At 69.2% G+C, this 26,042-nt stretch carries 17 protein-coding genes and 1 pseudogene; 7 read left to right on the top strand and 11 right to left on the bottom strand.

Annotated elements, in window-relative coordinates; all coding sequences use genetic code 11:
* Positions 1–80: 80 nt before the first annotated feature.
* The 3 genes from JAO81_RS31210 to JAO81_RS31200 all read right to left on the bottom strand — a co-directional run bounded on the left by JAO81_RS31210 (position 81) and on the right by JAO81_RS31200 (position 3,642).
* A complete protein-coding gene (locus JAO81_RS31210; protein WP_199551317.1) occupies positions 81–629 on the bottom strand; it encodes a tellurite resistance TerB family protein in 549 nt (182 codons plus the stop codon).
* Between the two features lie 187 nt (positions 630–816).
* The gene (locus JAO81_RS31205; protein WP_199551316.1) at positions 817–2,373 is read right to left on the bottom strand and encodes a right-handed parallel beta-helix repeat-containing protein; all 1,557 of its coding nucleotides are present in this window, start codon (positions 2,371–2,373) and stop codon (positions 817–819) included.
* 123 nt (positions 2,374–2,496) lie between these two features.
* On the bottom strand, positions 2,497–3,642 hold the full coding sequence (locus JAO81_RS31200; protein WP_199551315.1) for a LacI family DNA-binding transcriptional regulator: 1,146 nt from the start codon (positions 3,640–3,642) through the stop codon (positions 2,497–2,499).
* 404 nt (positions 3,643–4,046) lie between these two features.
* Between JAO81_RS31200 and JAO81_RS31195 the strand changes: the two genes are divergently transcribed.
* Together JAO81_RS31195 and JAO81_RS31190 are read left to right on the top strand one after the other, a co-directional pair.
* Positions 4,047–7,175 (top strand): alpha-N-acetylglucosaminidase, encoded by a 3,129-nt coding sequence (locus tag JAO81_RS31195; RefSeq protein WP_307813903.1) that lies wholly within the window; start codon positions 4,047–4,049, stop codon positions 7,173–7,175.
* 168 nt (positions 7,176–7,343) lie between these two features.
* The gene (locus tag JAO81_RS31190; RefSeq protein WP_199551313.1) at positions 7,344–9,113 is read left to right on the top strand and encodes a heparinase II/III family protein; all 1,770 of its coding nucleotides are present in this window, start codon (positions 7,344–7,346) and stop codon (positions 9,111–9,113) included.
* 56 nt (positions 9,114–9,169) lie between these two features.
* Here JAO81_RS31190 and JAO81_RS31185 read toward each other — a convergent pair whose 3' ends face one another.
* The 7 genes from JAO81_RS31185 to JAO81_RS31155 form a co-directional block, all read right to left on the bottom strand.
* Entirely contained in the window at positions 9,170–10,291 is a 1,122-nt protein-coding gene (locus JAO81_RS31185) for a carboxylesterase/lipase family protein (protein WP_199551312.1), read from the bottom strand.
* A gap of 150 nt (positions 10,292–10,441) precedes the next feature.
* On the bottom strand, positions 10,442–11,647 hold the full coding sequence (locus JAO81_RS31180) for a hypothetical protein (RefSeq protein WP_199551311.1): 1,206 nt from the start codon (positions 11,645–11,647) through the stop codon (positions 10,442–10,444).
* 222 nt (positions 11,648–11,869) lie between these two features.
* Entirely contained in the window at positions 11,870–14,650 is a 2,781-nt protein-coding gene (locus JAO81_RS31175) for a hypothetical protein (protein ID WP_199551310.1), read from the bottom strand.
* 116 nt (positions 14,651–14,766) lie between these two features.
* Entirely contained in the window at positions 14,767–15,507 is a 741-nt protein-coding gene (locus tag JAO81_RS31170; RefSeq protein ID WP_199551309.1) for a heparin lyase I family protein, read from the bottom strand.
* A gap of 48 nt (positions 15,508–15,555) precedes the next feature.
* Positions 15,556–17,232: an extracellular solute-binding protein gene (locus tag JAO81_RS31165; RefSeq protein WP_199551308.1), complete on the bottom strand. Its 1,677-nt coding sequence runs from the start codon at positions 17,230–17,232 to the stop codon at positions 15,556–15,558.
* A gap of 90 nt (positions 17,233–17,322) precedes the next feature.
* Positions 17,323–18,255, bottom strand: coding sequence for a carbohydrate ABC transporter permease (locus tag JAO81_RS31160; protein WP_233416174.1), 933 nt, complete (start codon positions 18,253–18,255; stop codon positions 17,323–17,325).
* Positions 18,255–19,238, bottom strand: a complete 984-nt coding sequence (locus JAO81_RS31155) for an ABC transporter permease (RefSeq protein ID WP_374194376.1) — start codon at positions 19,236–19,238, stop codon at positions 18,255–18,257. Before JAO81_RS31155 ends, JAO81_RS31160 begins: the two co-directional genes overlap by 1 nt.
* Before the next feature lie 340 nt (positions 19,239–19,578).
* On the opposite strand from JAO81_RS31155, the gene JAO81_RS31150 reads away from it, so the two are divergent.
* From JAO81_RS31150 to JAO81_RS31140, 3 genes are all read left to right on the top strand, one after another.
* The gene (locus JAO81_RS31150; RefSeq protein ID WP_233416179.1) at positions 19,579–20,559 is read left to right on the top strand and encodes a hydroxyacid dehydrogenase; all 981 of its coding nucleotides are present in this window, start codon (positions 19,579–19,581) and stop codon (positions 20,557–20,559) included.
* On the top strand, positions 20,556–21,827 hold the full coding sequence (locus JAO81_RS31145) for an alpha-L-fucosidase (RefSeq protein ID WP_199551307.1): 1,272 nt from the start codon (positions 20,556–20,558) through the stop codon (positions 21,825–21,827). Before JAO81_RS31150 ends, JAO81_RS31145 begins: the two co-directional genes overlap by 4 nt.
* Positions 21,828–21,926: 99 nt before the next feature.
* A complete protein-coding gene (locus JAO81_RS31140; protein ID WP_199551306.1) occupies positions 21,927–23,060 on the top strand; it encodes a substrate-binding domain-containing protein in 1,134 nt (377 codons plus the stop codon).
* A gap of 203 nt (positions 23,061–23,263) precedes the next feature.
* Here JAO81_RS31140 and JAO81_RS31135 read toward each other — a convergent pair whose 3' ends face one another.
* Complete coding sequence (locus tag JAO81_RS31135) at positions 23,264–24,187, bottom strand: LysR family transcriptional regulator (protein WP_199551305.1); 924 nt, start codon at positions 24,185–24,187, stop codon at positions 23,264–23,266.
* Positions 24,188–24,282: 95 nt separating this feature from the next.
* Here JAO81_RS31135 and JAO81_RS31130 point away from each other — a divergent pair, with 95 nt between their 5' ends.
* Complete coding sequence (locus JAO81_RS31130; protein ID WP_307813900.1) at positions 24,283–25,764, top strand: amino acid decarboxylase; 1,482 nt, start codon at positions 24,283–24,285, stop codon at positions 25,762–25,764.
* Positions 25,765–25,822: 58 nt separating this feature from the next.
* A pseudogene (locus JAO81_RS31125) lies at positions 25,823–26,042 on the top strand (ABC transporter substrate-binding protein); the annotation flags it as partial.

The raw sequence follows: 26,042 nt of genomic DNA, 5'->3' as shown, positions 1-26,042 counted from the left end.
ACCGGGGCGCCGCCGCCCGGTCCTTGATCAGCACACGACCAAGGACCGGGCGGCGACGTTCACTCTGTTCAGAACCTGAGTCAGAGTCCGAACTGCTGCGGATTCACGCCCAGCGCCGTGCACGCTTCCCGCAGGACCTGCTCCTCGGCCGGAGCGATGTAGCCGTCCGCGCCGGCGACGACGAACCCGGTCTGCACGACCGCCTGCGCCTCCGCCGGCTTCTTGGCGGCCTTGGCGATCTCCTGCATGACCGCGGTCTTGCCCTGCTGGAAGTTGTACGAGAGCTGGTCGACGTGCTTGTTGAAGCGCTCGCGCAGTTGCTCGGGCGGGAAATTCTGCAGGACATCGTTCTGCAGGATCAGCGATTCCACATGCTGCCTCTCGGCGGGGTCCACCGAGCCGTCGGCAGCCGCGACCAGTGCGCACATGGCCATGGTGGCGTCCCGGAAAGCGCCGCTCTTCAGCTCTGTCTTGAGCGAGCTGAGCTGGGTCTTGAGCACACCCACCAGCTGAGCCTTCGATCCACCGCCCGTCCGTGCGCCGGACCCGCCGTGGCCGCCGGAGCTACGCCCGCTCTGCCCCTGCTGCAATCCCTTGGCCTGATCCTTGAGCCGGTCCCACATTGCCATCCATGCCACCTCGGCTGTCGTTCGTCGATCCACCGTCGATCCACGCGGATCTCTCTTGCGTGCCGGTCAAACGTTCATGGGCATCACAAAGTTCCGCGGCCCATCCCCATGCGAAGTGGAAGTACGGCAACGAGCTTTGGATCGGAGCCGGGGCGCAAGGGGTTGCTCACGCCCCGGCCAAGGTCTGCTACCTCGGGCCCGGGCGCTGGTACGCCCCGATGTCCGTCGTGCCCTGCAGGCGGTTTCCGAAGTAGTCGTGCTTGCCGGCGTTGTCGATCGCCGTTCCCGCACCGAGGGCCGCGGAACCGTGGCGCAGGACCAGGTCGCGCGGGCTGTCCGGGGTGGTGTCGAGGAACTCCGGGTCGGCTGTGACCGCGTGGGCGTCGCGTGCGGGCACGGTGCCCACGCCCACGTAGAGGTTGTGGTCGTACGTGTTGAGGGCGTCGATGATCGGGGAACCGCCCTCTGCCGTGCTGACGAAGATGTTGTTGCGGAAGGCCACCCCGCCCTTGCCGTTGTCGCTCACCATGGCCGTGCCCTCCTGGTCGGTCACGACGGTGTTGTTGTAGACCTGCGTGTTGGTGGTGGCGGCCGGGCAGACCACGGAGATGACGCCGTACGGCGGGCTCCAGGTGTTGCGGTCGTTGATGCTCACGTTGTAGCGGAAGACGTTGTCGGCCGACGTCATGCCGGTGGCGTTGCAGACGAGGAGGAAGCCGCCTTCGTTGTCGTGGCTGTAGTTGTACTGGTAGACGTTGCGGTTGTTGCCGCCGTCGAAGTCGAAGGCCTGCGAGTCGAGCGTCCCGTGGCCGCCGGTGACCTCGTTGTACTGGTACACGGCGTCGTCGAAGTTCCACGCCCAGATACCGACGTTGTAGCCGGCCGAACGCCTGTTGAATCCGTCGACGTAGTTGTGCTCGACGAGTGCGTGATGGCCGTGCTGGAGCACGATGCCGTCGCCCCCGACATCGGTCACCTTGTTGTTGCGGATCGTGAGGTTCGTGTTGGGAGCCCAGCCGGGGGCGCCGCTGTTGGGGTGTTCGGGACGCTTGCCCCAGCTCGAGGCAGTCGAGATTCCGGTGCGGTCCACGTGCTTGACGGTCGAGTCGGTCACCGTGATCCCGTCGAAGCGGGTCGGGGTGGCCGTGCCGCGGACGACGAAAAGGATCCCGCCCGACGGATCCGGGTCCTTGTGGTCGGATCCGTTGACGTCGTGCACGTCCACGTCGTCGACGACGTAGTGCTCACCCGTACCGAAGTCCGTGAGACGGAACAGGATTCCGGCGCGGCGCTCCTCCGGCCCCGGCGCCGCGCCCTGGTTCGAGACGTCGAGGTTGCGCAGTTCCCACTGCTCGACGTTCTCGAGGAGGACGGCGGCGCGGGCGCCACCTCCCTGGATACGCGGCTTCCCGCCCTGCCCGTACGCGTCGACCCTGATCGGTGAACCTTCGACACCGGACCCGGACGGCGTGAACACTCCGTCGCAGGTGCTGCCCCGGCGGAACAGGATCCGGTCGCCGGGTGCGTACGTGACGGAACTCGCCTTCTCCAGTGAGTCCCAGGCAGAGCCCGGGGACTTACCGGAGGCACTGTCGGAGCCCGAGCCGCAGTCGATGAAGTACGTCGCGCCGGCCCCGTGCCCGCTGTGGTCCGGCTGCGTGCCCGCCACCGCGGGCAGGGCACCCGTCGTGGCCACGAGCACCATCGCGAACAGCGCTCCCGTACCCCAACCAGTCATCCGCATGGACGGTTCTCCTGTCGGTACATAGCTGTCTCTGCCAGGAGAGGGAAGATTTCCACGCGGTTTTTGGTCTGGTCCATGGACAGAAAAATGAGCCCTTGTGTTTCTGTCGCTTGAGCGCCGGACTCAGCCGGCACGCCCGAGCGAAGGGCGAACGCGCCCGCGCTTGCCGGCTGCTCCTTCCCGACCGGTACTCTCCTCGCGCCGGCCGCCGGTCGACTCACGGATGTGCAGTTGTGGCGGGACGAGGATGTGCTGCGGGATATGCGCGGCGCCTTCGTTGATCCGCTGCACCAGCCTGGCCACCGCGAGCCGGCCGACTGTCCGGCGCAACGGGGCAACGGTGGTGAGGGGAATGCCGGCCGGCTCGGCCAAGGCTTCGTCGTAGGCGACGACCGCCAGATCATCGGGCAGGGTCCAGCCGCGCGCGCGAGCGCGCTGGATCAGCATCACCGCTTGTTTGTCGGGGTGGGCGACCACGGCCGTGGCCCCTGTCTCGCCGATGACGTCCAGGACGTGCTCGATCTGGGCGTCGGCCTCCCGATCGTTCTGTGGGTGGGCGGGCACCAGCCGCGGTATGTCCCGGAGCTGGTCGCACTGCTCGGCGGCAAGGTCGAACGCCCGCTGGATCCAGTGACTTGTGGGTGACGGAAGCGACAGCATCAGGACGCGGCGGTGCCCCGTGCCGACGAGATGACGCAGTGCCTGAAGCGCGCCGTGCTCGTGGTGGGAGCTGACGTAGTCGAAGGAGTCGATCGCCGAGGTCGCCTCCTGCCGGCGCTCCACGATGACGACGGGCGTCCCGAGCTCGGAAAGCAGGCCCAGGGTCTCGCGAGCCTGTGCCAGCGAGTGGCTCGGGGTCAGGAGCAGCCCGTCGAGCCGGTCGTCCACCATGCGTCGGACCAGGGCGTCGTCCTGACCATGGTCATAGCTCGAGAATCCCACCCTCAGCTGCGCGCCGATGGCTTCGGTGGCAGCACGGGCTCCCTGGATCATCTGTTGAAAGTACGTCGACGGGTCGGGCACGATCATGCCGAGGCAGAGCGGCCGTCCTTGCCCGCGTGCGAGGCCGGCCGGTCCCGTACTCGGTTGGAGAGTGGCGAGGACGGCTCCGCCGTGGACGCGGTTGACGATCCCCAGATCGGCGAGCGCGTTGATGTCCCGGCGCACCGACATCTGCGAGACGCCCAGTTGGGCCGCGACCTCCGTCACGCGTACGGCACCGTCCCGGCGGACGGCGCGCAGAATTTCCTCCTGGCGTGCGGTGAACACGAAGACCTCCCCTGCGATTGATCGCACACGCTCTGATTGATCGCACACGCTAGGCCCACATCGGGCTTCCGTCAGGAGAGCGCTCTGTGCGTTTCTGTGCGAGTGATTGATCCTCGTTGACCGTCAGCCTCTGGTCGCCGAACATCTCAAGCCGGAGCAGAAAGCGCTCTGTTCACACTTCGCCGCACCGGGGGTGGGGGCGCGCCCGAGAAGCTCGCCGCACTCCTCCGGCACCGATGCCGTCCCTCGACGACGCGTCGGGTGCGGTACGCCTTCGCGTACCGCACCTGCTCCAGGCCCGTCCACGGCCCCACCGGGCCGAATTCGCAGCTGCGCACCGGCGTGAAGGAGCTGCGCCGTCCTTCTCGCCCGAACTCTCCGGCGACATCTTCTGGGAGGCTCTCGTGACGGAACTGCCCCTGCCCCTGCCCCGACGAACGGTGCTTGGTGCCGCGGCCGCCCTCGGTGCCGGGCACGCGCTGGGCGCGGCCGCGCCCGCGGCAGCCGCGGAGCACGAGCGGGCATTCGACATCAGACCTGCCCGGGCCGCTCTGGAGCGGCTCCTGCCGCACCACGCCGATCAGTTCCGACTCACCCCGCTCCGCGCGGATACGGATGGCCGTGAACGGTTCCGCGTCACCGGCCGGTCCGGCCGCATAGAGGTCGCCGCGACCACCCCGGCCACACTGCTGACGGGCGTGCACTGGTACCTGAAGTACGTGTGCCAGGCACATATCTCCTGGGCGGGCAGCCGGACCGACCACCTGCCGCACCGCCTGCCCGCACCGGACCGCCCGCTCGACGGATCCACGACACTGGCGCACCGCTTCGCGCTCAACGACACCAACGACGGATACACGGCCCCGTACGCCGACTGGGCGCACTGGGAGCGGCTCATCGACGTCCTGGCGCTGCACGGCTGCAACGAGGTTCTGGTAATCGCCGGGCAGGAGGCGGTCTACCACCGTCTCCTCCAGGAGTTCGGCTACTCCGACACCGAGGCGCGCGCCTGGATCCCCGCCCCTTCCCATCAGCCGTGGTGGCTGCTGCAGAACATGAGCAGGTACGGCGGTCCCCTCAGCCCCGAACTGTTGCGGAAGCGAATCGAATTGGGGCAGCGGATCACCTCGCGGCTGCGAGAGCTCGGTATGGCGCCCGTGCTGCCCGGCTACTTCGGAACCGTCCCCGAAGGCTTCGCCGCGCGCAACCCGGGTGCCGTCACCGTGCCGCAGGGGACGTGGTGCGGTTTCACCCGCCCCGACTGGCTCGACCCGCGCACCCCGCTCTTCGAGGACGTCGCCGCCTCCTTCTACCGTCACCAACGCGAACTCTTCGGTGAGGCGGCACACTTCAAGATCGATCTGCTGCACGAGGGCGGCACCGCGGGGAACGTCCCCGTGCCGGACGCCGCCCGCGCCGTGGAGAAGGCGCTGCACAAGGCCCGCCCCGACGCGACCTGGGTGATCCTCGGCTGGCTGTCCAACCCGCGGCGCGACCTGCTCGACGCCGTCGACAAGGACCGGATGCTCATCGTGGACGGCGTCTCCGACCGGTTCACTCCGGCACCCGACCGGGAGGACGGCTGGGGCGGCGTTCCGTACACGTTCGGTTCCATCCCCAACTACGGCGGACGCAACTCGCTGGGAGCCAACACCGAGCGCTGGGCCGAGCGGTTCTGGGCCTGGCGCGACAAGCCCGGCAGCAAGCTCGTCGGAACCGCCTACATGCCGGAGGCCGCACAACGCGACCCGGCCGCCTTCGAGCTGTTCAGCGAACTCGCATGGCGGGACAAGCCAGTCGACCTGAGCGCCTGGTTCGCCGCCTACGCAGACCTGCGTTACGGCGGCCGCGACACGCATGCCCGCACCGCGTGGGCCGGTCTGCGGGGGAGTGTCTACAAGCACACGCTGCCCCAGGACATCGACCAGGCGGACTCCCTCTTCAACGCCCGGCCGAGCCTCACCGCCGCCCAGGCCGCCTCGTGGTCCCCGCTGTCGATTCCCTACGACACGACGGAACTCGACCGCGCGCTCGACCACCTGCTCGACGTCAAGGGCGGGCTGCGCGGCTCCGACGCCTATCGGTACGACCTCGTCGACATCACCCGGCAGGCCCTCGCCAACCGCGCCCGTCTGCTGCTGCCCCAGTTGAACGATGCCCACCAGCGCAAGGACCTCGCCGGCTTCCGTTCCCTGGCCGCCACCTGGATACGACTGATGCGGCTCCAGGACGAGATGACCGCAACCCACCGCGCCTTCCTTCTCGGTCCCTGGCTCGACGCCGCCAAGCGGTCGGCGCACACCGATGCGGAGGCGGCCGAACTGGAGCGCACCGCCCGCGTCCTCATCACCACCTGGGGCGACCGCCCGCAGGCCGACGGCGGTTCCCTCCATGAGTACGCCAACCGCGACTGGTCCGGTCTCATCGCGGACTTCTACCTGCCCCGCTGGCAGCGCTACCTGGACGAGGTCGAGGACGCCCTTGTGGAGGGTCGTGCTCCCGCGGCCATCGACTGGTACGCGATGGAGGAGGAGTGGACCCGCCGGCGTCAGGCGTATCCGCTGCGCGCGAGCGGGGATCCGCACCGCACCGCCCGACGCGTCCGTGACGCACTCGCCGCCACCCCGTTCCAGGCGACGCTGGCCGTCACCGCCGAACCCAGGACCCTTGGGCCCGAGACCTCGGCCGCCATCACGGCCACCTTCGCCAACCGCAACGGCTTCGCCGCCGCCGGCAAGCTCGATATCGCACTCACGAGCCCCACTCGGACGGAGACACAGGGGCCCGCCGAGTCGGCATCCGTGCCGCCTGGCGGCGCCTTCACGGCCCGCTGGAAGGCGACCGCCCCCGCGAGCGATCTGACAGACCCACTCACCACGGTCCCGTTCACGGTTACCGCGACGTACGAGCCGCGGCGCGGAGCCACGCGGGCCAAGGCCGTGCACCAAGGAAGTCTGTACCTCGCCGGACCCCTCGACGAAGGCCTCACGACCGTCGACAGGAACGCCGCGGTATTCGGACAGCTCGGCGACCGGTACGCCATCGAGGGCGCGGGAAGCGATCTGTGGGGCGCCACCGCCCAGTTCGGCGCGATCCGCCGAGCCGCAGCGATGGGGGAGACCTCCGTCGTCACCACCCGCGTGGACAGCCAGGCCAACACCGGGAACTGGGCCCGCTCCGGGATCATCGTCAGCAACGACCTGACCGCGCCCGGCTCGCTCGGCTTCCTGAACCTCGCCGTGACGCCCGCCAACGGCGTCGTCCTCTCCTACGACGCCGACGGCAACGGCCAGTTGGACAAGGTGGCCCAGGTGACCGGCGTACGCACCCCGGTGACATTGCGGCTGACCCGCGATGGCACCACGTACATCGGCGAGTTCTCCACGGACGGCGGCGGCACCTGGCGCGCCGTGGCCAAGGTCACCGTTCCCGGCGCGACGGGCAGGCAGGACGTCGGGCTCTTCATGACCGCCGCCAACGCAGGCCGGGGCACACGCGGCCTCACCGAGTTCACCGGCTTCCAGGTGCGGTGAGCGCACCCGTCCCGGCAGCCGCCCTCGGTGGCGCTCGATGCTTGTGGCAGACAGTTTTCGTCGAACCCGTCACCACCGGCGAAGTCGTACAGGTCCCATCATCGTCGGCACCGTCGCAGCCCGACGAAGATCACTTCTTGAGGAGTCTTTTATGAGGGATGCACGCACTTGATCCGCTACTCGACATCCGAGCTGCGTGCAGCCCTGGCCGTTCCGGTCGCCGGGGACCTGCCCGTTCCGCTCACGGGCCCGTATCTCGACGGTCTTTGGGCCGAGATACGGGCGGAGGCGGCCCTTGGCGCGGACACCGCCGTTCCCTCGTGGTCGCTTTTCCACGGCTATGAGCGGACCGGTGACCGGATGCCGTACGAGCAGCCGTACTTCGCCCGGCGCGGCCGGCTGAACGCCCTGGCCGCGGCAGCCTGGCGGGACGGTGATCCAGCCGTGCTCGACGACTTGGCCGACATGGTCTGGTCGGTCTGCGACGAGTACACGTGGGCGGTGCCCGCGCACGCCTACCTGGTCGCGGGCACGGACAGGACCATGGTCCAGTGCGTGGACCTGTTCGCCGCCGAGACAGCGCACAGCCTCGCCGAGATCGTGACGCTCGTGGGGGACCGGCTGCCCGCAGCGGTCACGGATCGGGCCCGCACCGAGGTGCGCCGCCGCGTACTGGCGCCGCTCTTCGGTAGCGAGGAGTCGTGGCCCTGGGAGTCGGTCGCCAACAACTGGGCGGCGGTGTGCGCCGGGGCCGCCGGTATGGCAGCACTTGCCCTGATGACGGACCCCGACGAGCTGACCGCCGCCGTCGAGCGCTGCCTGCGCATCCTCGAGGTGTATCTGAGCGGACTGGGCTCCGACGGCGCCTGCGTCGAGGGCGTCAACTACTGGGTCTACGGCTTCGGTTACTTCACGTACTTCGCCGAGGCGCTTCGCGCGCGCACCGGCCTAGATCTGCTCCGGGACATCCCCCTGGCCACGGCGGCGGCCGCGTTCCCCGCGGCGATCGACATCGGTGCGGGACAGTTCGTGACCTTCGCCGACAGCTCCCGGGGAACACCGCTGCCGACCGGTCTCATCTCCCGGTTGCGGGAGCGCCTGGGTACCCCTGTCCCGGGCGCCGCCCAGGTGCCCCGCTTCGGCGCGGATCACTGCCACCGCTGGGCCCATCTGTCGCGCACGCTGACGTGGCCCGACGAGGAGGTCATCAACGCCACGAGCCCCGAAGGTGCCACATGGCTGCCGGATGCCGCCTGGCTCGTGGACCGGCGCACGATCGACGGCGTACAGATCGCCTTCGCGGCCAAAGGCGGCCACAACGACGAATCGCACAACCACCTCGACCTCGGCCACTTCACTCTCAGCGCCGACGGTGAGGAACTCCTGGCCGACCTCGGTGCCGGCAGCTACTCGCACGGCTACTTCGGCCCGGACCGTTACACGAGGTTTCTGCACCCCTCCGCGCAGGCGCACTCCGTGCCCGTCGTGTCCGGGCTCGCGCAGCAGCCGGGCCGCGCGGCGCGAGCGGTGGTGCTGAACGTGCGGGCCGACGACGGCGGTTGCGCACTGGACCTGGACCTTTCAGCGGCGTACGAAGGGCGTCAGGTGGTGCGCTCCTTCGTATGGCAACCGGACGGCAGGCTCCGGCTGACGGACGCCTTCGATACCGCGACGCGTGTGGAGGAGCTGTTCATCAGCCGCCTCGAACCGCAGCTGGCCGAAGGCACCGCCACCTGGACGGGCACCTCGGCCGGCGTGACCATGTCGTACGACGCGGCGGCCTGGCGGCCCGCTGTGGAACGGGTCGAAACCGTAGGCCACTTCGGCGAGCCCGAGACGATGTACCGACTGCGTCTGCACGCGCTCGAGTCGCCGGGAATCTCCTCGGCCGTCTTCGAACTCGCCGTTGTTCCGTCTGTTCCGTCTCGAGTGGGGTGACGGACGGCTCGGAATTTCGTGCGGCGGTGCGCACCGCACACTTCAACCGGTGAGAACTACTGAACTTCCAGGCCAAGGATGGTGGACGCCGTGGTGTGGGGCTTGCCCAGACCGTAGTGCTCCAGGATTTCGGCGGCGTTCGGTCGGATGGCCGACAGAGTGGCGAGGGCTTGGTCGTCGTCGATGGCGTCCATGACTCCGCCGGGGACCATCGTCAGGTTGAACTCCTCCCGGCTGGTGCCCACGATGAGGTCGATGTCGGAGCCTGCGCCGTTCCTGAACGCGAGGAGGGGATGCTCGGGCAGAACGTCGTCGCCGGTGACCGGCGTGTAGGGGAGGATTCCGCCGAACGGCTCGACGCCGTGCTCGTCTCGCAGATCGACGCCGTAGCCCACGCCATGGACGGCGATCAGGTCTTCGCTGGACTTGCCGCGGAACGCTTCGGCGGTCGCGGGCACCCCCAGTGCAGCAGCCACTGCGGTGGCCAACTTCTGTGCCTGCGCCGGTGGACGGACCATCTCCGGGTGGCCGCTGCTGATGCTCGCCCGCCGGAACAGACCCGCGGCCGGCGGGGAAGTCATCAGGCAGCCGATGCTCGCGGCCCCGGCCGACTCCCCGAACACCGTGACGTTGTCCGGGTCCCCGCCGAACGACGCGGCGTTGTCACGGACCCAGCCCAAAGCGGCGATCTGGTCGCGCAGCCCCACATTCGTGGCCCCGCCCTCTAGGTGCAGGAAGCCTTCGATCCCGAGCCGGTAGTTGACCGACACCAGCACGATCCCGTTGCGGGCGAAGGAGGTTCCGTCGCAGGTCGGCGCCAGGCCCACTCCGGTGGCGTACCCGCCGCCGTGGAAGAACACCATCACCGGCAGACCGGACGCACCCGGATCGGGCGACCACACGTTGGCGATCAGATAATCCTCGCCGCGAAGCCAACCCTCACCGGCCAGCTGGACGAGGTCCAGTCCGGGCAGCGGCTGATATGGCGTCTGCGGGGCCGACGGGCCCGGACGGGTCGCGTCCCGCACCCCGTCCCACCGCTCCCGGCGCACCGGAGCCGCGAACCGCAGATCCCCCACCGGCGCGGCCGCATAAGGCATCCCCAGAAAGCGGGTCACTCCGCCCACCCGCTCGCCCTGAACCCGCCCGGACGTCGTCGCAACAACAGGACCCGCCATCACCGCAACCTCCCACTCGAAGGCACCCGCGCCTTGCGGGCGTCTTTGAAGATCACGGTAGGTGCGAATGCGGACATCTGGTGTCCTACTGGACCCGGCGGCCCCACGGATGGCGGTGCCTGCAGCAGCCGGCTGCTGCAGGCACCGGCTCTACTTGACGATCACCGCCCACCGGGTGTCGCTGAGGCCGGTCCGCACGTGCAGCAGTGCGGTTCCGGCGGTCTGCGTGGCTGCGATGGTCATCGGCAGCTCGGTGGTCCAGCTGGCGCCGGGTGCCAAGGAGGGGACGTTCCAGTACTTCCAGCTGCCGGAGAATCCGGCCGTGCCGGTGAAGCTCTGCATCTGGGTCGCCGCGGTGGTGGTGGCCGAGGTGTTGGTGATGGTCACCGGGACCGTGGTGGTGGTGCCGCGGTGCACGATGCAGTTGCCGCTCGGCAAGGTGGCCGTGGCCTTCAACGGGCCGCTGCTGCTCGTGCCCGTGATGACGCCCATCTCGTAGGAGTTCTGCGAGAACCAGGGGCAGGCGTTGGCGTCGCGGATGTTCGGCTCCCACACCACGACGCCGTCGGTCTTGGCCTTGACCTGCGCGAACATATGCGCCCATGTGTTTCCGGGCACGAAGGTCTCGGACGGGAAGGCCATCGGGTTGACGTACGGATAGATCGGATGGTCCGGTGCCATCGCACGGTCACGAGCGATGGCCGCGTCCAGCCGGCTGTCCCAGGCGGCCAGCGTCTGGCCGTCGTTGAAGTAGGCCCGCGGAGCGAAGCAGTTGAGCAGGCCGTCCGTGTGCAGCTGCTTGATGAGGGCCTGGTTCCGGGTTTCCCAGTCGTAGCCGTAATGGCAGATCGGGGCCTGCGGTGCGGCGTTGCGGGTCCAGGTGAGGAGCTGCCGCCAGAGGTTGTACGCGTGCGTCGCGGCCTGTCCGGTCGGGACCTGCGTGAGTTCGATGGCCTCGAAGTCGAGGACGACCGGTGCGGTGGCGGAACCACCGAACTGTCCCGCGCCCATGTACTCCTTGACCTTGGCCTCGTAGGTGGCTTGGGACGGCAGCGCACCGCCGTTGGAGTAGCAGCCACCGGTGTCGCAGGTGTAGGCGAAGACGTCGTACACGACGGTGGAGCGGACGGCGCCGTACTGCTCGAGCGTGGGCCGGTTGGCGCCGCGTTCGTTGACGAAGACGGGGAAGGAAGCCGCGGCCTGTGTTGTTGCGCGCTCCTGCGTGAGGTCTTCCGCCACTGCTGGGCCCGCGGCGGCAAGCAGCAGGGCCATGACGAGTGCGGCCGCACGCACACCGGCTCGGCGGATCAGTCCTGGTGTGCGTGCGGAACGGGGGAGTGGGGTGCGTCTTTGCACGTGGGCTCCTGAGGTTGGGGGGAGTCGGTCCGCGCTGTACCTGGTCCGTGCACTGGGGGAGTTGAACGCATCGGCCCGCCACCGACAGCGGGCCGATGCGTTCGCCGTGCCCCGCGGGGGCGAGGCCCGGTTCCATGGCGGCCGCCGGTCTTGCGCTCGGCCGGCCGCCACGGAGTCAGGAGGCAGCGGGTCAGGGGGGCAGGGGGTCAGCGGGTCAGGGGGTCAGTCCAGCGTGGGCCGGTGGCTCTGCAGATCCGCCAGGTCGTACGTAGTCCCGCCGATCGTGAGCGCGTCGCCCGCAGCCGTCGCGACGGGCGGGGTGCCCTTGCCGAGCGCGAGCACGATCTTGAAGTCGGCGGCGGTCCCCTTCCGGGTCACCTTGAACGCGCCCTTGTCCGTGGCCAGTTCGGCGCCGTCAGGGGCGAGCACCCAGCCCTTGAGATAGCCCTCGCCCTTCTTGAACAGGAACGTCCGTGCACCGGACTCGCTCTCACCGAACGTGATCCCGGTGCCGGCTTCGGGGGCCAGCTGCCAGCTGTACGTATGCCCCGCGGAGTCCGCGAACGTGTCCTGCACGGCGATCACCGCGTCGGCGCCGCCGACCGGGCGCAGGTCCACGGCCAGGTCTCTACGGGCCGTGTCCAGTTGGTAGTTGAGGTGTCCGTCGAGGGAGACGAAGCCGCCGCCCTGACCGGGGTACGCGCGGGAGGCGAGCGTCGTGCCCTCGCCGACGACCGGCTCCACCTTGCCGTCCACGAGCGGCTTGGAGTACAGCTCGGTCTTGCCCGTCTCCTTGCCCGGCTGGCGCGCCCAGGTGACGTCCTGCCCGAGCAACGACAGGCCGAAGGTCTCCGTACCGTTCCAGCCGGTGTGATGGTGGTTGCGGTTCGTGGCGCCCACCAGGACGTCGTCCGCGTCCTGGTAGCGGCTGCGGAACTGATACGCACCGCTGTGGTCGTCCAGGAGCGCACTGCGGACCGCGGCGGGGCCGTCGTCCGGGTCCCGGGGCGTCGTGCCGTAGGGGTAGTTGAGCAGGTCGTACACCCCCCCACCGCCGCCGACGACCTTCTCGTACTGCCAGAGGAACGACTCCCGCTGCTCCTCGGGGATGCTGGGGAAGATCAGCCCGGTGATGCCTGGACCGCCGGCGGGCGTGCCGACCCCCCACTGCAGCCGGGCCTTGTCGGCCTGGGCGGAGAACGTGTGCAGCAGGAAGTTTCCGAGCGGCAGCCGCTGCCAGGGGTCCTTCATCGCGTCGATGCCCGCGTCGACGCCGGCGAGGATGCCGGGTCCCGCGATCGCGAGTTCGTAGGAGAGGTAGTCGTAGCCCTCCTGGTACCAGCCGGTGTCCGAGTAGGCCAGGTCCAGATGCCGGGCCAGCTCGTCCACGAGCCTTCCGATACGCCGTTCCTGCAGGTCGAACTCGCCGTCCCCGCGCAGCGCCAGCCGCAGTGCCAGCTCGCCGCCGCGGGTCACGGCCACCCAGTTGCTGGCCTTGTCCGGGTAGTCCATGTTCGGGTGCCAGGTGGTCTCCAGCATCGCCGCGGCACCGGCCAGGACCTCGCGGGCCCGCGCGCGCTGCTCCGGCGTCCAGGCTTCGTACGCCCAGTCGTACGCCGAGGCCAGATTGGGGGCGGCGTTGCCGGTGTTCAGGGGATGAGTGAGCGGCATCTTCTGCCCGGACTGCAGCACCGCTTCGTAGGCGATGTCGGCGTACTTCGAGTCGCCGGTGACCTGATAGAGGAACGCCGCGTTCTGCGCCCACAGGGACTCGCCCTCGCCCGCCGCGTAGTTGTAGGCCGGCGCTCCCCTGGAGACGCGGCTGACTATGCCGTCGAAGGCGGATCTGCTGGACCCGGGCGTCTGTATCGCGGTGCGGATGGCGGTGAGCTTGGCGTCGGTGACGCCGGCGCGCGGGTGCTGCAGGTCCGCCAGGCTCGCAGTGGCCAGGTGGCTGCCGCGCTGGTCCTTGAGCGTGAAGGTGGTGGCGCCGGCGCGCTGCCCCTTGGAGAGGGTGGTGCCGCCGTCCACCGCGTCGTACGTCCCCATCTTGCGGTGGCCCGCGAACAGTGTCACCTTGCCGCGCGTCCCCGCCTCGAGCCGCCAGGCGACCCGGGTGCCCTTGCCGACCTCGGTGGCGGTCAGGACGTGGGTGCCCTGGGGATTGACGAAGACCGGCGCGGTGACCACCGTCTCCGGGGCGCTGGTGGCGAGCCGGCTGCCGTCGGCGGCCAGTGCGACGACCCTGTAGGTGTAGCGCTGCCCGGGCCGCGCGGTGCCGTCCTCGGCGAACGCGACCGGCGACGTGCGCAGGCGGGTCTTCCTGGTCGGCGTGAAGCGCGGATCGGACGAGCGGTGGATCTCGTACGAGGCGGGGGCGGTCGCGACCTCGGGGAAGTTCCAGCTCAGGTTGATCCCGCCGGTCGGCAGCGGGTTGACGCCGACGACATTGCCGCCGAGCGGCTCCATGGTGATGTTGTCCAGGAGCATCCGGCCGGTGGAGGCGCCCAGGCGCGGCCACAGTTTCTGCACGGTGGCGCCCTTGGGGGCGATGATCACGCGGCTGACCTTGTGCCAGCCGGTGGTTCCGGTCGTACGGGCGTGGATCTCGCCGGTGTAGTCGGTGGAGAGATAGCCGCCGTACCCGGTGATGTTCTCGGCCTTCTGGTCGAAGGTGATCCGGTAGGCCTGCGCGGCCGATGGGTTCGCGTGGGGTATTTCCTGGCCGAGTGTGACGTTGTCGGTCACCTTGCCGACGTCCAGGGCGAGGGCCTTGCTGCCGTCCGGGCCCGCGCCGTCGACGACCTCGGCCTTGTAGCTGCCCCAGGCCTCCACGATCTTCCAGCCGGTGGGCAGCCCGTCCGCGCCGACCTCCTCGAAGCCGCCGTTGGTGACGAGCGAGGCGGCGTACGACGGTGTGGGCGTCGCCACGACGAGGGTTGTGGCGAGCACCGCGCCGGCGACGGCCGCGCGGGTGAGGAGCGGCATGACTGGTCTGGGCACGGGAGGTTCCTCCGGTGGGTGCGGGCCACGAGGGCAGCGCGGGAAGAGGGATGTGGACCGGCCGACGGCCTCGGGAATGCCGCCGGCCGGCGATGAGGGGGAGGGGCGCGGTGAGGTCAGACGTCGCCGCGGGTGTCGCCCATCTTGAGGTCGTTGATCCAGACGACCTGATCGATCTGGGCCACGCCGGAGTCGTAGACACCCCAGCGGGGCTTGTTGCCCAGGTCGTCCCAGGTGCGGGCGCCGGCGTGGTGGACGATGCGTGTGCCGTCGAGCCACACCTCGATCGAACCGGTCGTTCCCGACTGGGCGTTGATGCCCAGCTGGATCCTGTGCCAACTGTCCGCCGGCAGTGCGCCGCTGCCGATTCCGATCCACTGCTCGCCCGGCGCGACGTACCAGACACGCAGCACGTTGTCGAGGATCATCATGATCACCGGGTAGTTCTGCTGGTGCTGCTCACCGGTGCCGTTGGACTTCCATTGGAAGACGGTGGCCGGGCTGGCTTCGTTGGTCATCGTCTCCCAGCCCCACCAGTAGGCTCTGCCCGGCCCGAAGGTGTACTCGGACCCGTTCAGCCGGACGTTGTGCGCCTCGCAGCGGGTGTTGCCCGCCTTGTTGACGAAGCCCCAGATCGGTCCGCGTCCGTCGGCCCAGTCGGGGGTGTACACGTAGTTGGGGGAGTCGCACAGGAAGGTGCCGAACGCGCCTGAACCGTTGGACGCGTCACCGTTCCAGATCACGGAGGCATGCGAGGGAGTCGCCGTCACCAGGAGCATGGCGCTCGCGGCGGCGGCCAGGGACAGGGCGTGTCCGCGCAACCGGTCGGGGACGAGTCGGAGCATGCGGCGCTGCATTGTTCCTCCTTGGGCGGCGTGGGGAATGCAGGACGGAGTGATACGTGCTCAGGCCTGGGCGGCCTCGTACGCCTTGGCGAACTCGTCGGCCGCCTTCCGCCCGCCCTTCGCGTGCCACTCCTTGACCATGTCGTCCCAGGCGGAGAGCGGCTTGCGGCCCATCACGATCGCCTTGAGCGTGTCCTCCCGCAGGAGCATCAGCTCATTGGTCTTGGCGAGCATGGTCTTCGAGAGCAGACCCACCGACGGATCGGCGATACCGACTTCGGCGATCTCCGTCTGGAATGCATGGCGCCGCTTCACCGCCTCCGAGCCGTTGGGGACCGCCGCGGGAAGGAACATCACCTGCTGCGGACAGCACATGAAGCCGACGCCGAGGGTGTCCTTGCTGTCGCCGGAGAGGGCGAACTCGTTCTGCACCGGGCTGCCGTCGTCGGCGCGCTCGAAGTGGGTGCCCTCGACGCCGTAGTTGATGAGCTCGTACTCCTTGGTGCCGAACGGGGCGGCGAGGAAATCGAGTACGCGCAGCATCAGCTTGACGCGGTCCTTGGACGCCTTCTTCAGAACTGTCTGGTAGTCGGCTCCGCTGGAGAACCAGTGCCCGGGCGTGGCGCCGTTGGACGGCTTGAGCGGGCGTACGGTCTCCAGGGTGAAGCCGTCCTTGATGGCGACCGCGTTGCTGATGTAGTCGGCATTGGCGCGGGACACGGTGGCCGTGATGCCGGTCTGGAAGTCGGTGCCGAGCGTCGCGTCGTGGGACAGCGGGTCGGCGCGGAAGACCCCGGCCTTCTGCCACTTCACCAGCTGCTCGAGGCCCGCCTTGTACTCGTCGCCGGCCTGGGAGGTGATGAACTCACCGTCCTTGAGGCTCCATTGGTTGGCGGCACCGAACATCGGCATGATCGAGTTGAAGCCGAAGGCGCCGAGCCCGGCCACGCCCATGCCCCACTTCTTTCGGCCCGTGATCTGCCGCAGGCCCTTGGTGAAGTCGTCGGCCGCGAGACCGCCGATCTCGGGCACCCAGATGCCCGCCTCCTTCAGCCGCTCCATGTTGGCGTTGAGCGAGTGGCCGATGCGGGGGCGCTCGACCGGAATCCGGTAGATCCGCCCCGCGATACGGGGCGAGGCCTTCCAGGCGTACGTAGGGATCGCGGCCAGGTTCGGATAGTCCTTGATGGCGTCACCGGAGACGAACTCCGTGAGGTCCTGGCACTTGGCCGCGATCAGCTCGGTCGGGTTGGGCAGGTTGGCCGACACCGCGATGATGTCCGGGAGTTCACCGCCGGCGACGAGGCTCGCGAACTTCTGGTTGCTCTCCATCGCGGGCACCACGAGCAGGTCGAGGTCCACCCCGAGCGCCTTGTTCAGGGCCTGCCACAGCTTGTGCTTCTCCTTGGGCTTCGGCGGCGCGCCCCAGGTGATCGTCCACACCGTGATCTTCTCGCCGTTGCCCGGCTTCTCGGCGACGGACTGCTTGAGGTCCTGCGGGTAGGTGAGGTAACCGGGCTGTACGCCCTTGTCGTTCGGGGCGAGGTCCGGCTTCGCGGCGGCGGGCTGCGGGATGTACGCCGGCCACGGCGCCAGCTTCTTGCCGTCGTTGGACAGGGAGTCACCGCTGGAAGCGGTGGAACACGCGGACAGCGAAACACCTGTGACGGCCGCGGCGACGCCGATGCCTATGGACTGCAGGACGTTTCTACGGGAGATCCCGGAGGACGAGGGCATGGGAGACCGATCCTTGGTGAGGGCCCGGGCAGGGGCGGATGAATCAGTGCGGAGACTTCGACTTCACGTACGGGCGCGCGGGAAGCCCGGTCAGCTCTTGACCGCGCCCGTGAGCACGCCCTTGGTGAAGTAGCGCTGGATGAAGGGGTACACGCAGAGAATCGGCACGGTGGCGAGCACCACGACGGCCATGTTCACGGTCTGCGGGGCGAACTGGAGCTGCTCGTTCACACCGCCGTTCATCTGGATCAGACTGTTCTGGCTCTGCACCACGTAGGTGCGCATCCAGGTCTGCAGGGGCCACATCGTGGCCTGGTCGGTGTAGAGCATCGCTCGGAAGAAGTCGTTCCAGTAGCCGACCGCGTAGAACAGCCCGACGACCGCGATGACGGCCTTGGACAGGGGGACGACGATGGTGAGCAGGATGCGCAGTTCACCGGCGCCGTCGATCTTGGCGGACTCGAAGAGCTCGGCCGGGATGCCCTGGAAGAAGCCGCGCATCACCACCAGGTTGAACGCGCTGATGAGGACGGGCAGGAACAGCGCCCAGTAGGTGTTGCGCAGATTCAGTTCGTTCACGACGAGGAAGCTGGGGATCATCCCGGCCGGGAAGAGGAACGTGAACAGGATCATCAGCATGACCGGTTTGCCGCCGACGACTCCGGGGCGGGCCAGCGCGTAGGCCAGCATCACGGTGGACACCAGGCTGAACAGCGTGCCGAAGAACGTCACGCCGGCTGACACCAGGAGGGCCCGGGGTATCTGCCCGCCGGAGAAGATCAAGTCGTAGGCGCGGAAAGTCCATTCGTCCGGCCACAGCGCGTAGCCGCCGTTGGCCATGACCTGCTGGTCGGGGGCGAAGCTGGTGGCGATGACGATCCAGAAGGGGACCACCACCACGAGAACCGTGACGATCAGGGAGAGCCCCTTCGCCCCCTGGGTGAGGGGCTTCGGCTTCTCCATCCATGCGGGGCGCTCGGTGCGGTCCTTGCCGGCCGTGGGTTCGGCGGTTGCGGTCGCCATCAGCGGTACACCCCCTGCTCGCCCATGCGGTGGGCGACCTTGTTCGCGGTGAAGACGAGGACCGCGCCGATCACGCCCTTGAACAGGGCGGCCGCCGCGGCGACTCCCCAGTTCTGGTCGCGGATGCCGTGGTAGAAGACGTAGGTGTCGATCACTTCGGCGACATCGGGTCCGAACGCGTCGCGCTGCAGCAGGATCTGCTCGAAGCCGACCGAGAGGATGTCGCCGAGCCGCAGGATCAGGAGCAGGAAGATCACCGCGCGCAGACCCGGAAGCGTTACGTGCCAGAAGCGCCGCCACGGCCCTGCGCCATCGAGCGCGGCCGCCTCGTAGAGGCCCTCGTCGACCTGGTGCAGCGCGGCCAGGAAGATGATCGTGCCCCAGCCGCACTCCTTCCAGATCAGTTCGAGCACCATCAGCGGCTTGAACAGGTCCGGATTGCCGATGACGTCGACCAGATGGCCGTCGGATCCGCCCAGCGTGCCGTTCAACACCCCGTCCGCACCGAGCACTTGCTGGAACAGGGCGACGATGATCACCCACGAGATGAAGTGCGGCAGGTAGACGACGCTCTGCACGAACTTGCGCACCCGGCCCTGGACCAGGCTGTGCAGCAGCAGGGCGAGTGCCAGCGGCACCGGAAAGTAGAAGAAGAGCTGTGCCAGGGCGAGCACGACTGTGTTCCCCGCGGCGTGCCAGAACGCTTCTTCGCCGAACAGTGTCCTGAAGTTGTCGAGGCCTACCCAGGGGCTGGCGTTGACGCCCAGGAACGGCATGTACTCCTTGAACGCGATCACGTTCCCGAAGAGCGCCAGATACTGGAAGACCAGGAAGAACAGCACTCCAGGGGCCATGAGGAGCAGGAGGGTGCGATCGCGCCGGATGCGTTGCCGCAGTCCGGCGCGCCGGGTGCGGCCAACGTCGCCGCCGCGCCCGGCGGTTCGGGTGCCGGGTGGTGCTGCCGGCGGGGATTCCTTGGTCATGACTGACACGAAGCTCACCTACGGGGTGCGGTGGTGGGGAATGAACGTGCCCTAGCGCTCCGGTGGTCCGGCGCTGACGCGATGGCTTGAATAGTGGAGAGCGTTCCGATCGCCGTCAAGAGTCGGGATCGAAACTTCGATCCTGAGATCGTAATGATCGTCATAATGAGAACGTGGTCGAACTGGCCTGAGTTCATGAGCAGTTGAACGATCGAGCGATATTGACGATCGAAAAGTCCATCCCTAAGGTCGCCGCATGACCGTACCGACCGTGGACTCGGACGAAGCTCCGACTCCGGTGACCTCCGTCATGTGCCGCCGCCCCAGAGTGCTCCTCGCCATGGATCCGGACCTCGCGCCCATGCTGCTCACCGAGCGGACGCGCGCGGCGCTCGCCGAAGTGGCCGAGTGCGACGCCGAGTTCGTGGCGCATGACTTCTCCGACGCTGCCACCCGGGCGGCTCTTGCCCGGACCGAAGTCATGCTGACCTTCTGGGGCTGTCCGCCGCTCGACCAGGAGGTCCTCGCATCGGCGCCGCACCTGCGGGCCGTCGTGCATGCCGCCGGCTCGATCAAGTGGCACGTCACCGAGGCCTGTTGGCGGAGGGGACTCCAGGTGTCCTCGGCAGCCGACGCCAATGCGATGCCGGTGGCGGAGTACACCGCTGCCGCCGTCCTGTTCTCGAACAAGCGCGTCCTGGAAGTGCGCGAGCAATACCGCAGAGTCCGCGGCCTGCACGACTGGCGGTCCGCCTTCCCCGAGGTCGGAAACTACCGGCGGACTGTCGGGGTCGTCGGGGCCTCCCGGATCGGGCGCCGCGTGCTCGAGCTGCTCAAGCCGTACAGCATCGAGCTTCTCGTGTACGACCCGTACTTGAGTGCCGGCGAGGCGGCGCGGCTCGGGGTCCGCCGAGCAGGCCTCGCCGAACTCTGCGAAACCTCGGACGTGGTGAGCCTGCACGCTCCGGAGCTGCCCGGCACCCGACGCATGATCGACCGGCGGATGCTCTCCCTCATGCCCGACGGAGCCACGCTCATCAACACGGCCCGTGGGTCACTCGTGGACCACGAAGCTCTCACCGAAGAACTGGTGGGCGGACGGCTCAACGCCGTCATCGACGTCACCGAACCCGAGCCGCTGCCCGCCGACTCCCCGCTGTACGACCTGCCCAACGTGCTGCTGACCCCGCACTTCGCCGGTTCGTTCGGGAACGAAGTCCAGCGCATGGCGGACGAGGCCGTCGACGAGCTCGCCCGGTATGCGGCCGGCCGGCCCTTCGCCCATGCCGTGCACGAGGACGAGTGGGAGCGCACCGCATGACCATGCAGCCCTGGTTCTCCGAGGCCAAGCTGGGGATCTTCCTGCACTGGGGGATCTACGCGGTCGACGGCGTCGCCGAGTCCTGGTCGTTCTACGGCGGGGACCGCACGCGCGAGCAGTACATGAAGCAGCTCGACGGGTTCACGGCCGAGCACTACCGCCCCGACGCGTGGGCCGACCTGTTTGCCCGCTCCGGCGCCAAGTATGCCGTCCTGACGACCAAGCACCACGACGGTGTGGCCCTGTGGGACACGGACCTCACCGACCTGTCGGTGGCCCGGCGCAGCCCGGCGGGACGCGACCTGGTCGGCCCCTTCGCGACCGCCCTGCGCGAACGCGGCCTGCGCGTCGGGCTCTACTACTCGCACAGCGACTGGAGCCACCCCGACTACCCGACCGTGCGCCCCACCACGCTGCATCGCCCCTGGGCCGACAACCGCTTCTCCATGCCCGCCGAGGGGCAGGAGGACCCGGCTCGCTGGGAGCACTACCGCGACGTCGTGCACCGTGGCCAGATCCGCGAACTGATCACGCGGTACGCACCCGACCTGCTGTGGTTCGACGGCGCCTGGGAACGCGACGAGCGGCAGTGGCGGATGAAGGAACTCCGGGAGGAAATCCTGGAGTTGAACCACAGGACGGTGCTCAACGGTCGGATGCTCGGCCACGGCGACTATGCCACCCCCGAGCAGGGACCGCCCGTCGTCCCGCCCCGCGGACCCTGGGAACTCTGCTACACGATCGGCGGCATGTGGGGATACCAGCCCCAGGACACCGCGTACAAGACGGTCCGCGAGCTCGTCCACGTCTTCGCCGAGACCATCGCGGGCGGTGGCAACCTGCTGCTCAACACCGGCCCGATGCCGGACGGCCGGCTCGTTCCCGAGCACGTGCGGCGCATTGAAGGGCTCGGCCGGTGGATTCGCCGCCACCGCGAAGCGGTGTACCCCACGGTGGCAGGACTGCCCTATGGCCATCACTACGGCCCGTCGATGCTCTCGCAGGATCGGCGCACGCTCTTCCTGGTCTGCTTCGACGCACCCCGGTCCTACGTCCGGCTGCGCGGGCTGCGCAACACGGTGCGCAAGATCTCGGTACTCGGCACCGGTCAGCGGCTGGCCCACCGGGTGGTCGGCGGCTTCCCGAGCCGCGGGGTGCCCGGTGCCGTACTGATCGACGCACCCACGGGCAACGATCCGTACGCGACGGTGCTCGCCCTGGAGCTGGACGGCGAGGTGGAGTTGTACCGAGGGGAGGGGGAGGGTTGAGCAGCACCGATCCCGGGCCCGACCGGGCCCGGAAGGCGCGGGAGTAGCCTGACGGCCAGTACGCGGGGTACGGGGAACAGAGGGCAACGGGGAGTACGTGTGCGGCACACAGCGGGTGAACGTCAGGAACGGATTGTGGAGCCCGACCACAGATATGGGCCGCTCCGGGACGCCGAACTCGCCCACCATCTGGGGATCTCCACCGACACCGCGCGCCGCGACGTCGAGGCGCTCTCCGTCGCGGGCCGGCTCAACCGCACCCGCGGCGCCGTCTCATTGCCCGGAGCGGCTGTCACCGGAGTGCCGGCGATCCGGGTGCTCTCCGAAGAGCCTGCTGACGGCACGGACGCGGGTGGCCTCACCGTCGGTCTGGTCGTGCCGCACGCTTCCCACTACTTCGGTGAGGTCATCCGCGGTGTGCGCGAAGCGGTCGACGCTTCCGGCTCACGTCTGGTGCTCGGCATCACGGGATACGTCCCCGGCCAGGACGAAGTACAGGCACGCAGACTGCTCGACACCGGAGCCGATGGACTGCTCCTCGCACCGGGCTGGATGTACGACGGCACCGAGGAGAACGCACCCTGCCTCCACCGGGGCAGCCCGACCGCCCTGCTCGACCGGGGGGCGGCCGCGGGACCCCAGCCCGCCGAGTTCGACGGCGTCTGCACCGACCACGCCGCGGGCGCCGGCCTCGCCGTTCGCCACCTGGCCGGACTTGGCCACACCGGCATCGCCCTGCTGGCCGGCACGAGCGCCACCGGCGTACAGGTGCGGGCAGGGTACGAGACGGCGCTGCGCTCGACCGGTCGAACCTTTCCGCCGGCCGCCATGATCGACCTGCCGGGGTCGGGGGCGGACGCGGCGGGCATGAAGGACGCGGCCGCCCAGCTCGCCAAGGCGGTGGACCAAGGCACGGTGAGCGCCGCCCTCGTGGTCGGCGACACCGACGCGATCCTGCTGCTCCAGGCGCTCGCCTCAGTCGCACCCGGCCTCCGCGTCCCGCAGGACCTCGCACTCGTGGCGTACGACGACGAGGTCGCCGCACTGTCGGACCTCCCCCTGACGACCGTCGCACCGCCCAAGTACGAGGTGGGGCAGGAGGCCGTACGGCTGCTGGAACAGCGGGTACGGGAACAGCGCGGCACGGGGCGGGCCACAGGAGCACGCCGCCACCTCGCGCTGCTGCCCGAACTGCGGGTGCGGCGCTCCTGCGGGGCGGCGGAGGAGGAGTAGGCCACGGCCACAACCCCGCGGTGCGCTCCGCCGCAACTCCCGCGATCGGTCGGGCGGCCTTCCGGATGAATTGCCAGGCAAGCGGATGACGGTACGGGCGGCCCGACGCGGAGCGTGGGGTACGCGGCGGTCGCGCCGGCAGGCGCGTCGCCGCGCAGGTCACTGGCGACTGCGATCCCGGCGTCGGCGTGCCCGCCCCTGCGTCAGCTCCGTCCGCTCCGCCAGCCCGCGCCGATCAGATCAGCTTGCTCACGCAGCGCCGCGATGAGCTCCCCGGCACTGCGCGCCGTGGTGGTGCGCAGGACCACCACGCTGATCTCCCGGACGAGAGAAGGGCCTTCGAGCGGACGGACGGCCACGTCCGGCCGCGGCGCGCCGAGGGCGAGGCGCGGAATCAGGGCCGCGCCGACGCCGGCGGCGACGAACCCCTGCACCACCGCGTAATCGTCGGTACGCATCACATGTACCGGTTCGTAGCCGTGCTGGGCGCAGGCCCAGAACAGCAGGCGGTCGCAGGGGTCGTGCGGGTCGGCCGCGCCGATCCATTCGGTCTCCCGCAGCGCGGCGAGCGGCACCCGGGCGTCAGCCGCGCTCGGGTGGTCCTCCGGCATCACCAGCAGGAGCGGATCTTCGAGCAGGGGATGGATCTCGAAGTCCTCGTCCGGGTCCAGCCGGTCCCCGGGCTGGGAGAAGACGAGTGCGGCCTGGAGCTGCCGCGAACGCAACCCGGCAAGAAGCGACGGCAGTTCGCCCTCGGTCAGGGAGATATGGACGCCTTCCCGGTGCAGGCGCTTCACCGCGGGCGCCAGCAGCTGAGCCCCGGCCGTGGGGAAGGTGCCGACGTGCAGCGTGTGCCTGCCGTGCTCGGCGAGAGTCCGGACTTCGACCTCCGCCTGCCGCAGCCGCTCCAGCACCGCCTCGGCATGCGGCAGCAGCGCTTCGCCGAGCTTCGTCAGCACAGCACCGCGCGGACCCCGCTGGACCAGACGCGCGCCGAAGTGCGCCTCCAAGGAGGCCAGATGGTGCGTGATGGTCGGCTGCGTGAAGTGCAGCGCCCGCGCCGACGCAGCGAGTGACCCTTCCTTCGCGATGGAGCGCAGGACCTGGAGATGGCGGAGCTCGAGCATGAGATCACCGTAACCACAGGCCTATAGAAGCCGTATGGAGGGGGTTAGAGGAATGAAGCATTCCTCAATGTGAGGGCCGATGTCACTCTCTGGTCGTGAACCTTCGAACCGCCCCTGCGTCCCGCTTCACCGACCAGGACTGTGCCCCCTACGCCGAAGCCCTCCTCGCACATGCCGAGCGGAGCTGGCTGCGTCTGAATGTCCCCGGCCACGCCGCTGCCGACCGGAGTCTGACCGCAGCGTTCGGACCGCGGATCTCCGCGCTGGACTTTCCTCCGCTTCTTGAGGGAATCGATCTCGGCGCCCATGCGCCGCTGCAGGAATCCCTCGATCTGGCTGCCGGAGCGTGGGGAGCCCGGCGTACGTGGTTCCTGACCAACGGAGCGTCCCAGGGCAACCAGATCGCGGCCATGATCACCCCCGCTCTGGGCCGCACCTTGGTGGTGCAGCGCAGCGTGCACTCGAGCGTCGTCGACGGCCTGGTCCTGTCGGGCATGGACGCCGCGTTCGTTCAGCCTTCGGTCGACGTGGCGCAAGGGATCGCTCACGGTGTGACGGCGTCCGATGTCGCCGACGCACTGGGGCGGGTGCCGGACGCCGCGGCGGTGTACATCGTCTCGCCCAGCTATTTCGGTGCGGTCGCCGATGTACGGGCCATCGCCGATGTGGCGCACGCGGCGGGTGTTCCGCTGATCGTCGACGAGGCGTGGGGCGCGCACTTCGGCTTCCATCCCGCGCTGCCCGAGGGTGCCCTGGCGCTCGGCGCCGACTTGGTGACATCCAGCACGCACAAACTCGCCGGCAGCCTCACCCAGTCGGCGATGCTGCACCTCGCCGACGGACCGTTCGCCGAGCGTCTGGAACCGTTGGTCGACCGGGCCTTCCGGCTGGTGCAGTCCACCAGCGCGAGCGCCCTGCTCACCGCCTCTCTCGACCTCGCCCGCCAGACGCTCGTGCACGGAGGCGACCGGATCGGCGCGTCGATCCAAGCGGCGGACAAGATACGAGGAGTCCTCCGCGCCCTGGGCCGGTACCGGATCGTCAGCGACACCTTCCCGCGGTTCGCGGACATCACCGCGACGGATCCGCTGCGTATCGCGATCGACACCCGCCATGGCGGCATCAGCGGCCACGAGGCCCGGCGCCTGCTGTACCGCGACCACCAGATCATGGTGGAGGTGGCCACGGACGCCGCGATCGTCGCCGTCGTCGGAGCCGGCTTCGCCCCGGACGTCGACCGCTTCATCGAAGGCCTGCACTGCCTGCCCGCCCCGCTCGACGGCCAACAGCGCTTCACCGATGACCGTTTGTACCTGCCCGAGCCGGGCGCGGCCCGCATGACGGCGCGCGAGGCCTTCCTCAGCCCCGCGCATCTCGTGCCGGCCGAGGAAGCCGTCGGCCGGGTCTCGGCGGATACCTTGGCCGCCTACCCGCCCGGCATACCGAACGTGCTGCCCGGTGAGGTGATCACCGCGGAGACGGTGGCGTTCCTCCAGCGCACTGCCGCAGCGCCCAACGGACATGTGCGCGGCGCCGTCGACCCGACGGTCTCGCAGCTCAGGGTCGTGGCGCACTGAGTCCGACCGCAAGCAAGCCGACCCCCCTTTCACCCCTGCCAACAGGAGCAAAGCCATCGTGATCTCGTGCATATCCGCAGTGCGCCGTACGACCGCTCTCCTCGCGCTCACCGCCTTGCTCGCTGCATGCGGCGACCAGACGACCGACGACAACGACGCGGGCGGAAGCAAGGACACGGGCGGCAGGTCCAGCGCCCCGCTCTTCGGCAAGCTGCCCAAGGAGATCCAGGACGAGGGCGTCATCAAGGTCGGTTCGGACATCGCGTACGCGCCCGTCG

Origin of the sequence: Streptomyces sp. N35 (assembly GCF_016464295.1) — a bacterium.
In the GTDB taxonomy this organism is placed as follows: Bacteria; Actinomycetota; Actinomycetes; order Streptomycetales; family Streptomycetaceae; genus Streptomyces.
This window is presented reverse-complemented; position numbering and strand designations above follow the sequence as displayed.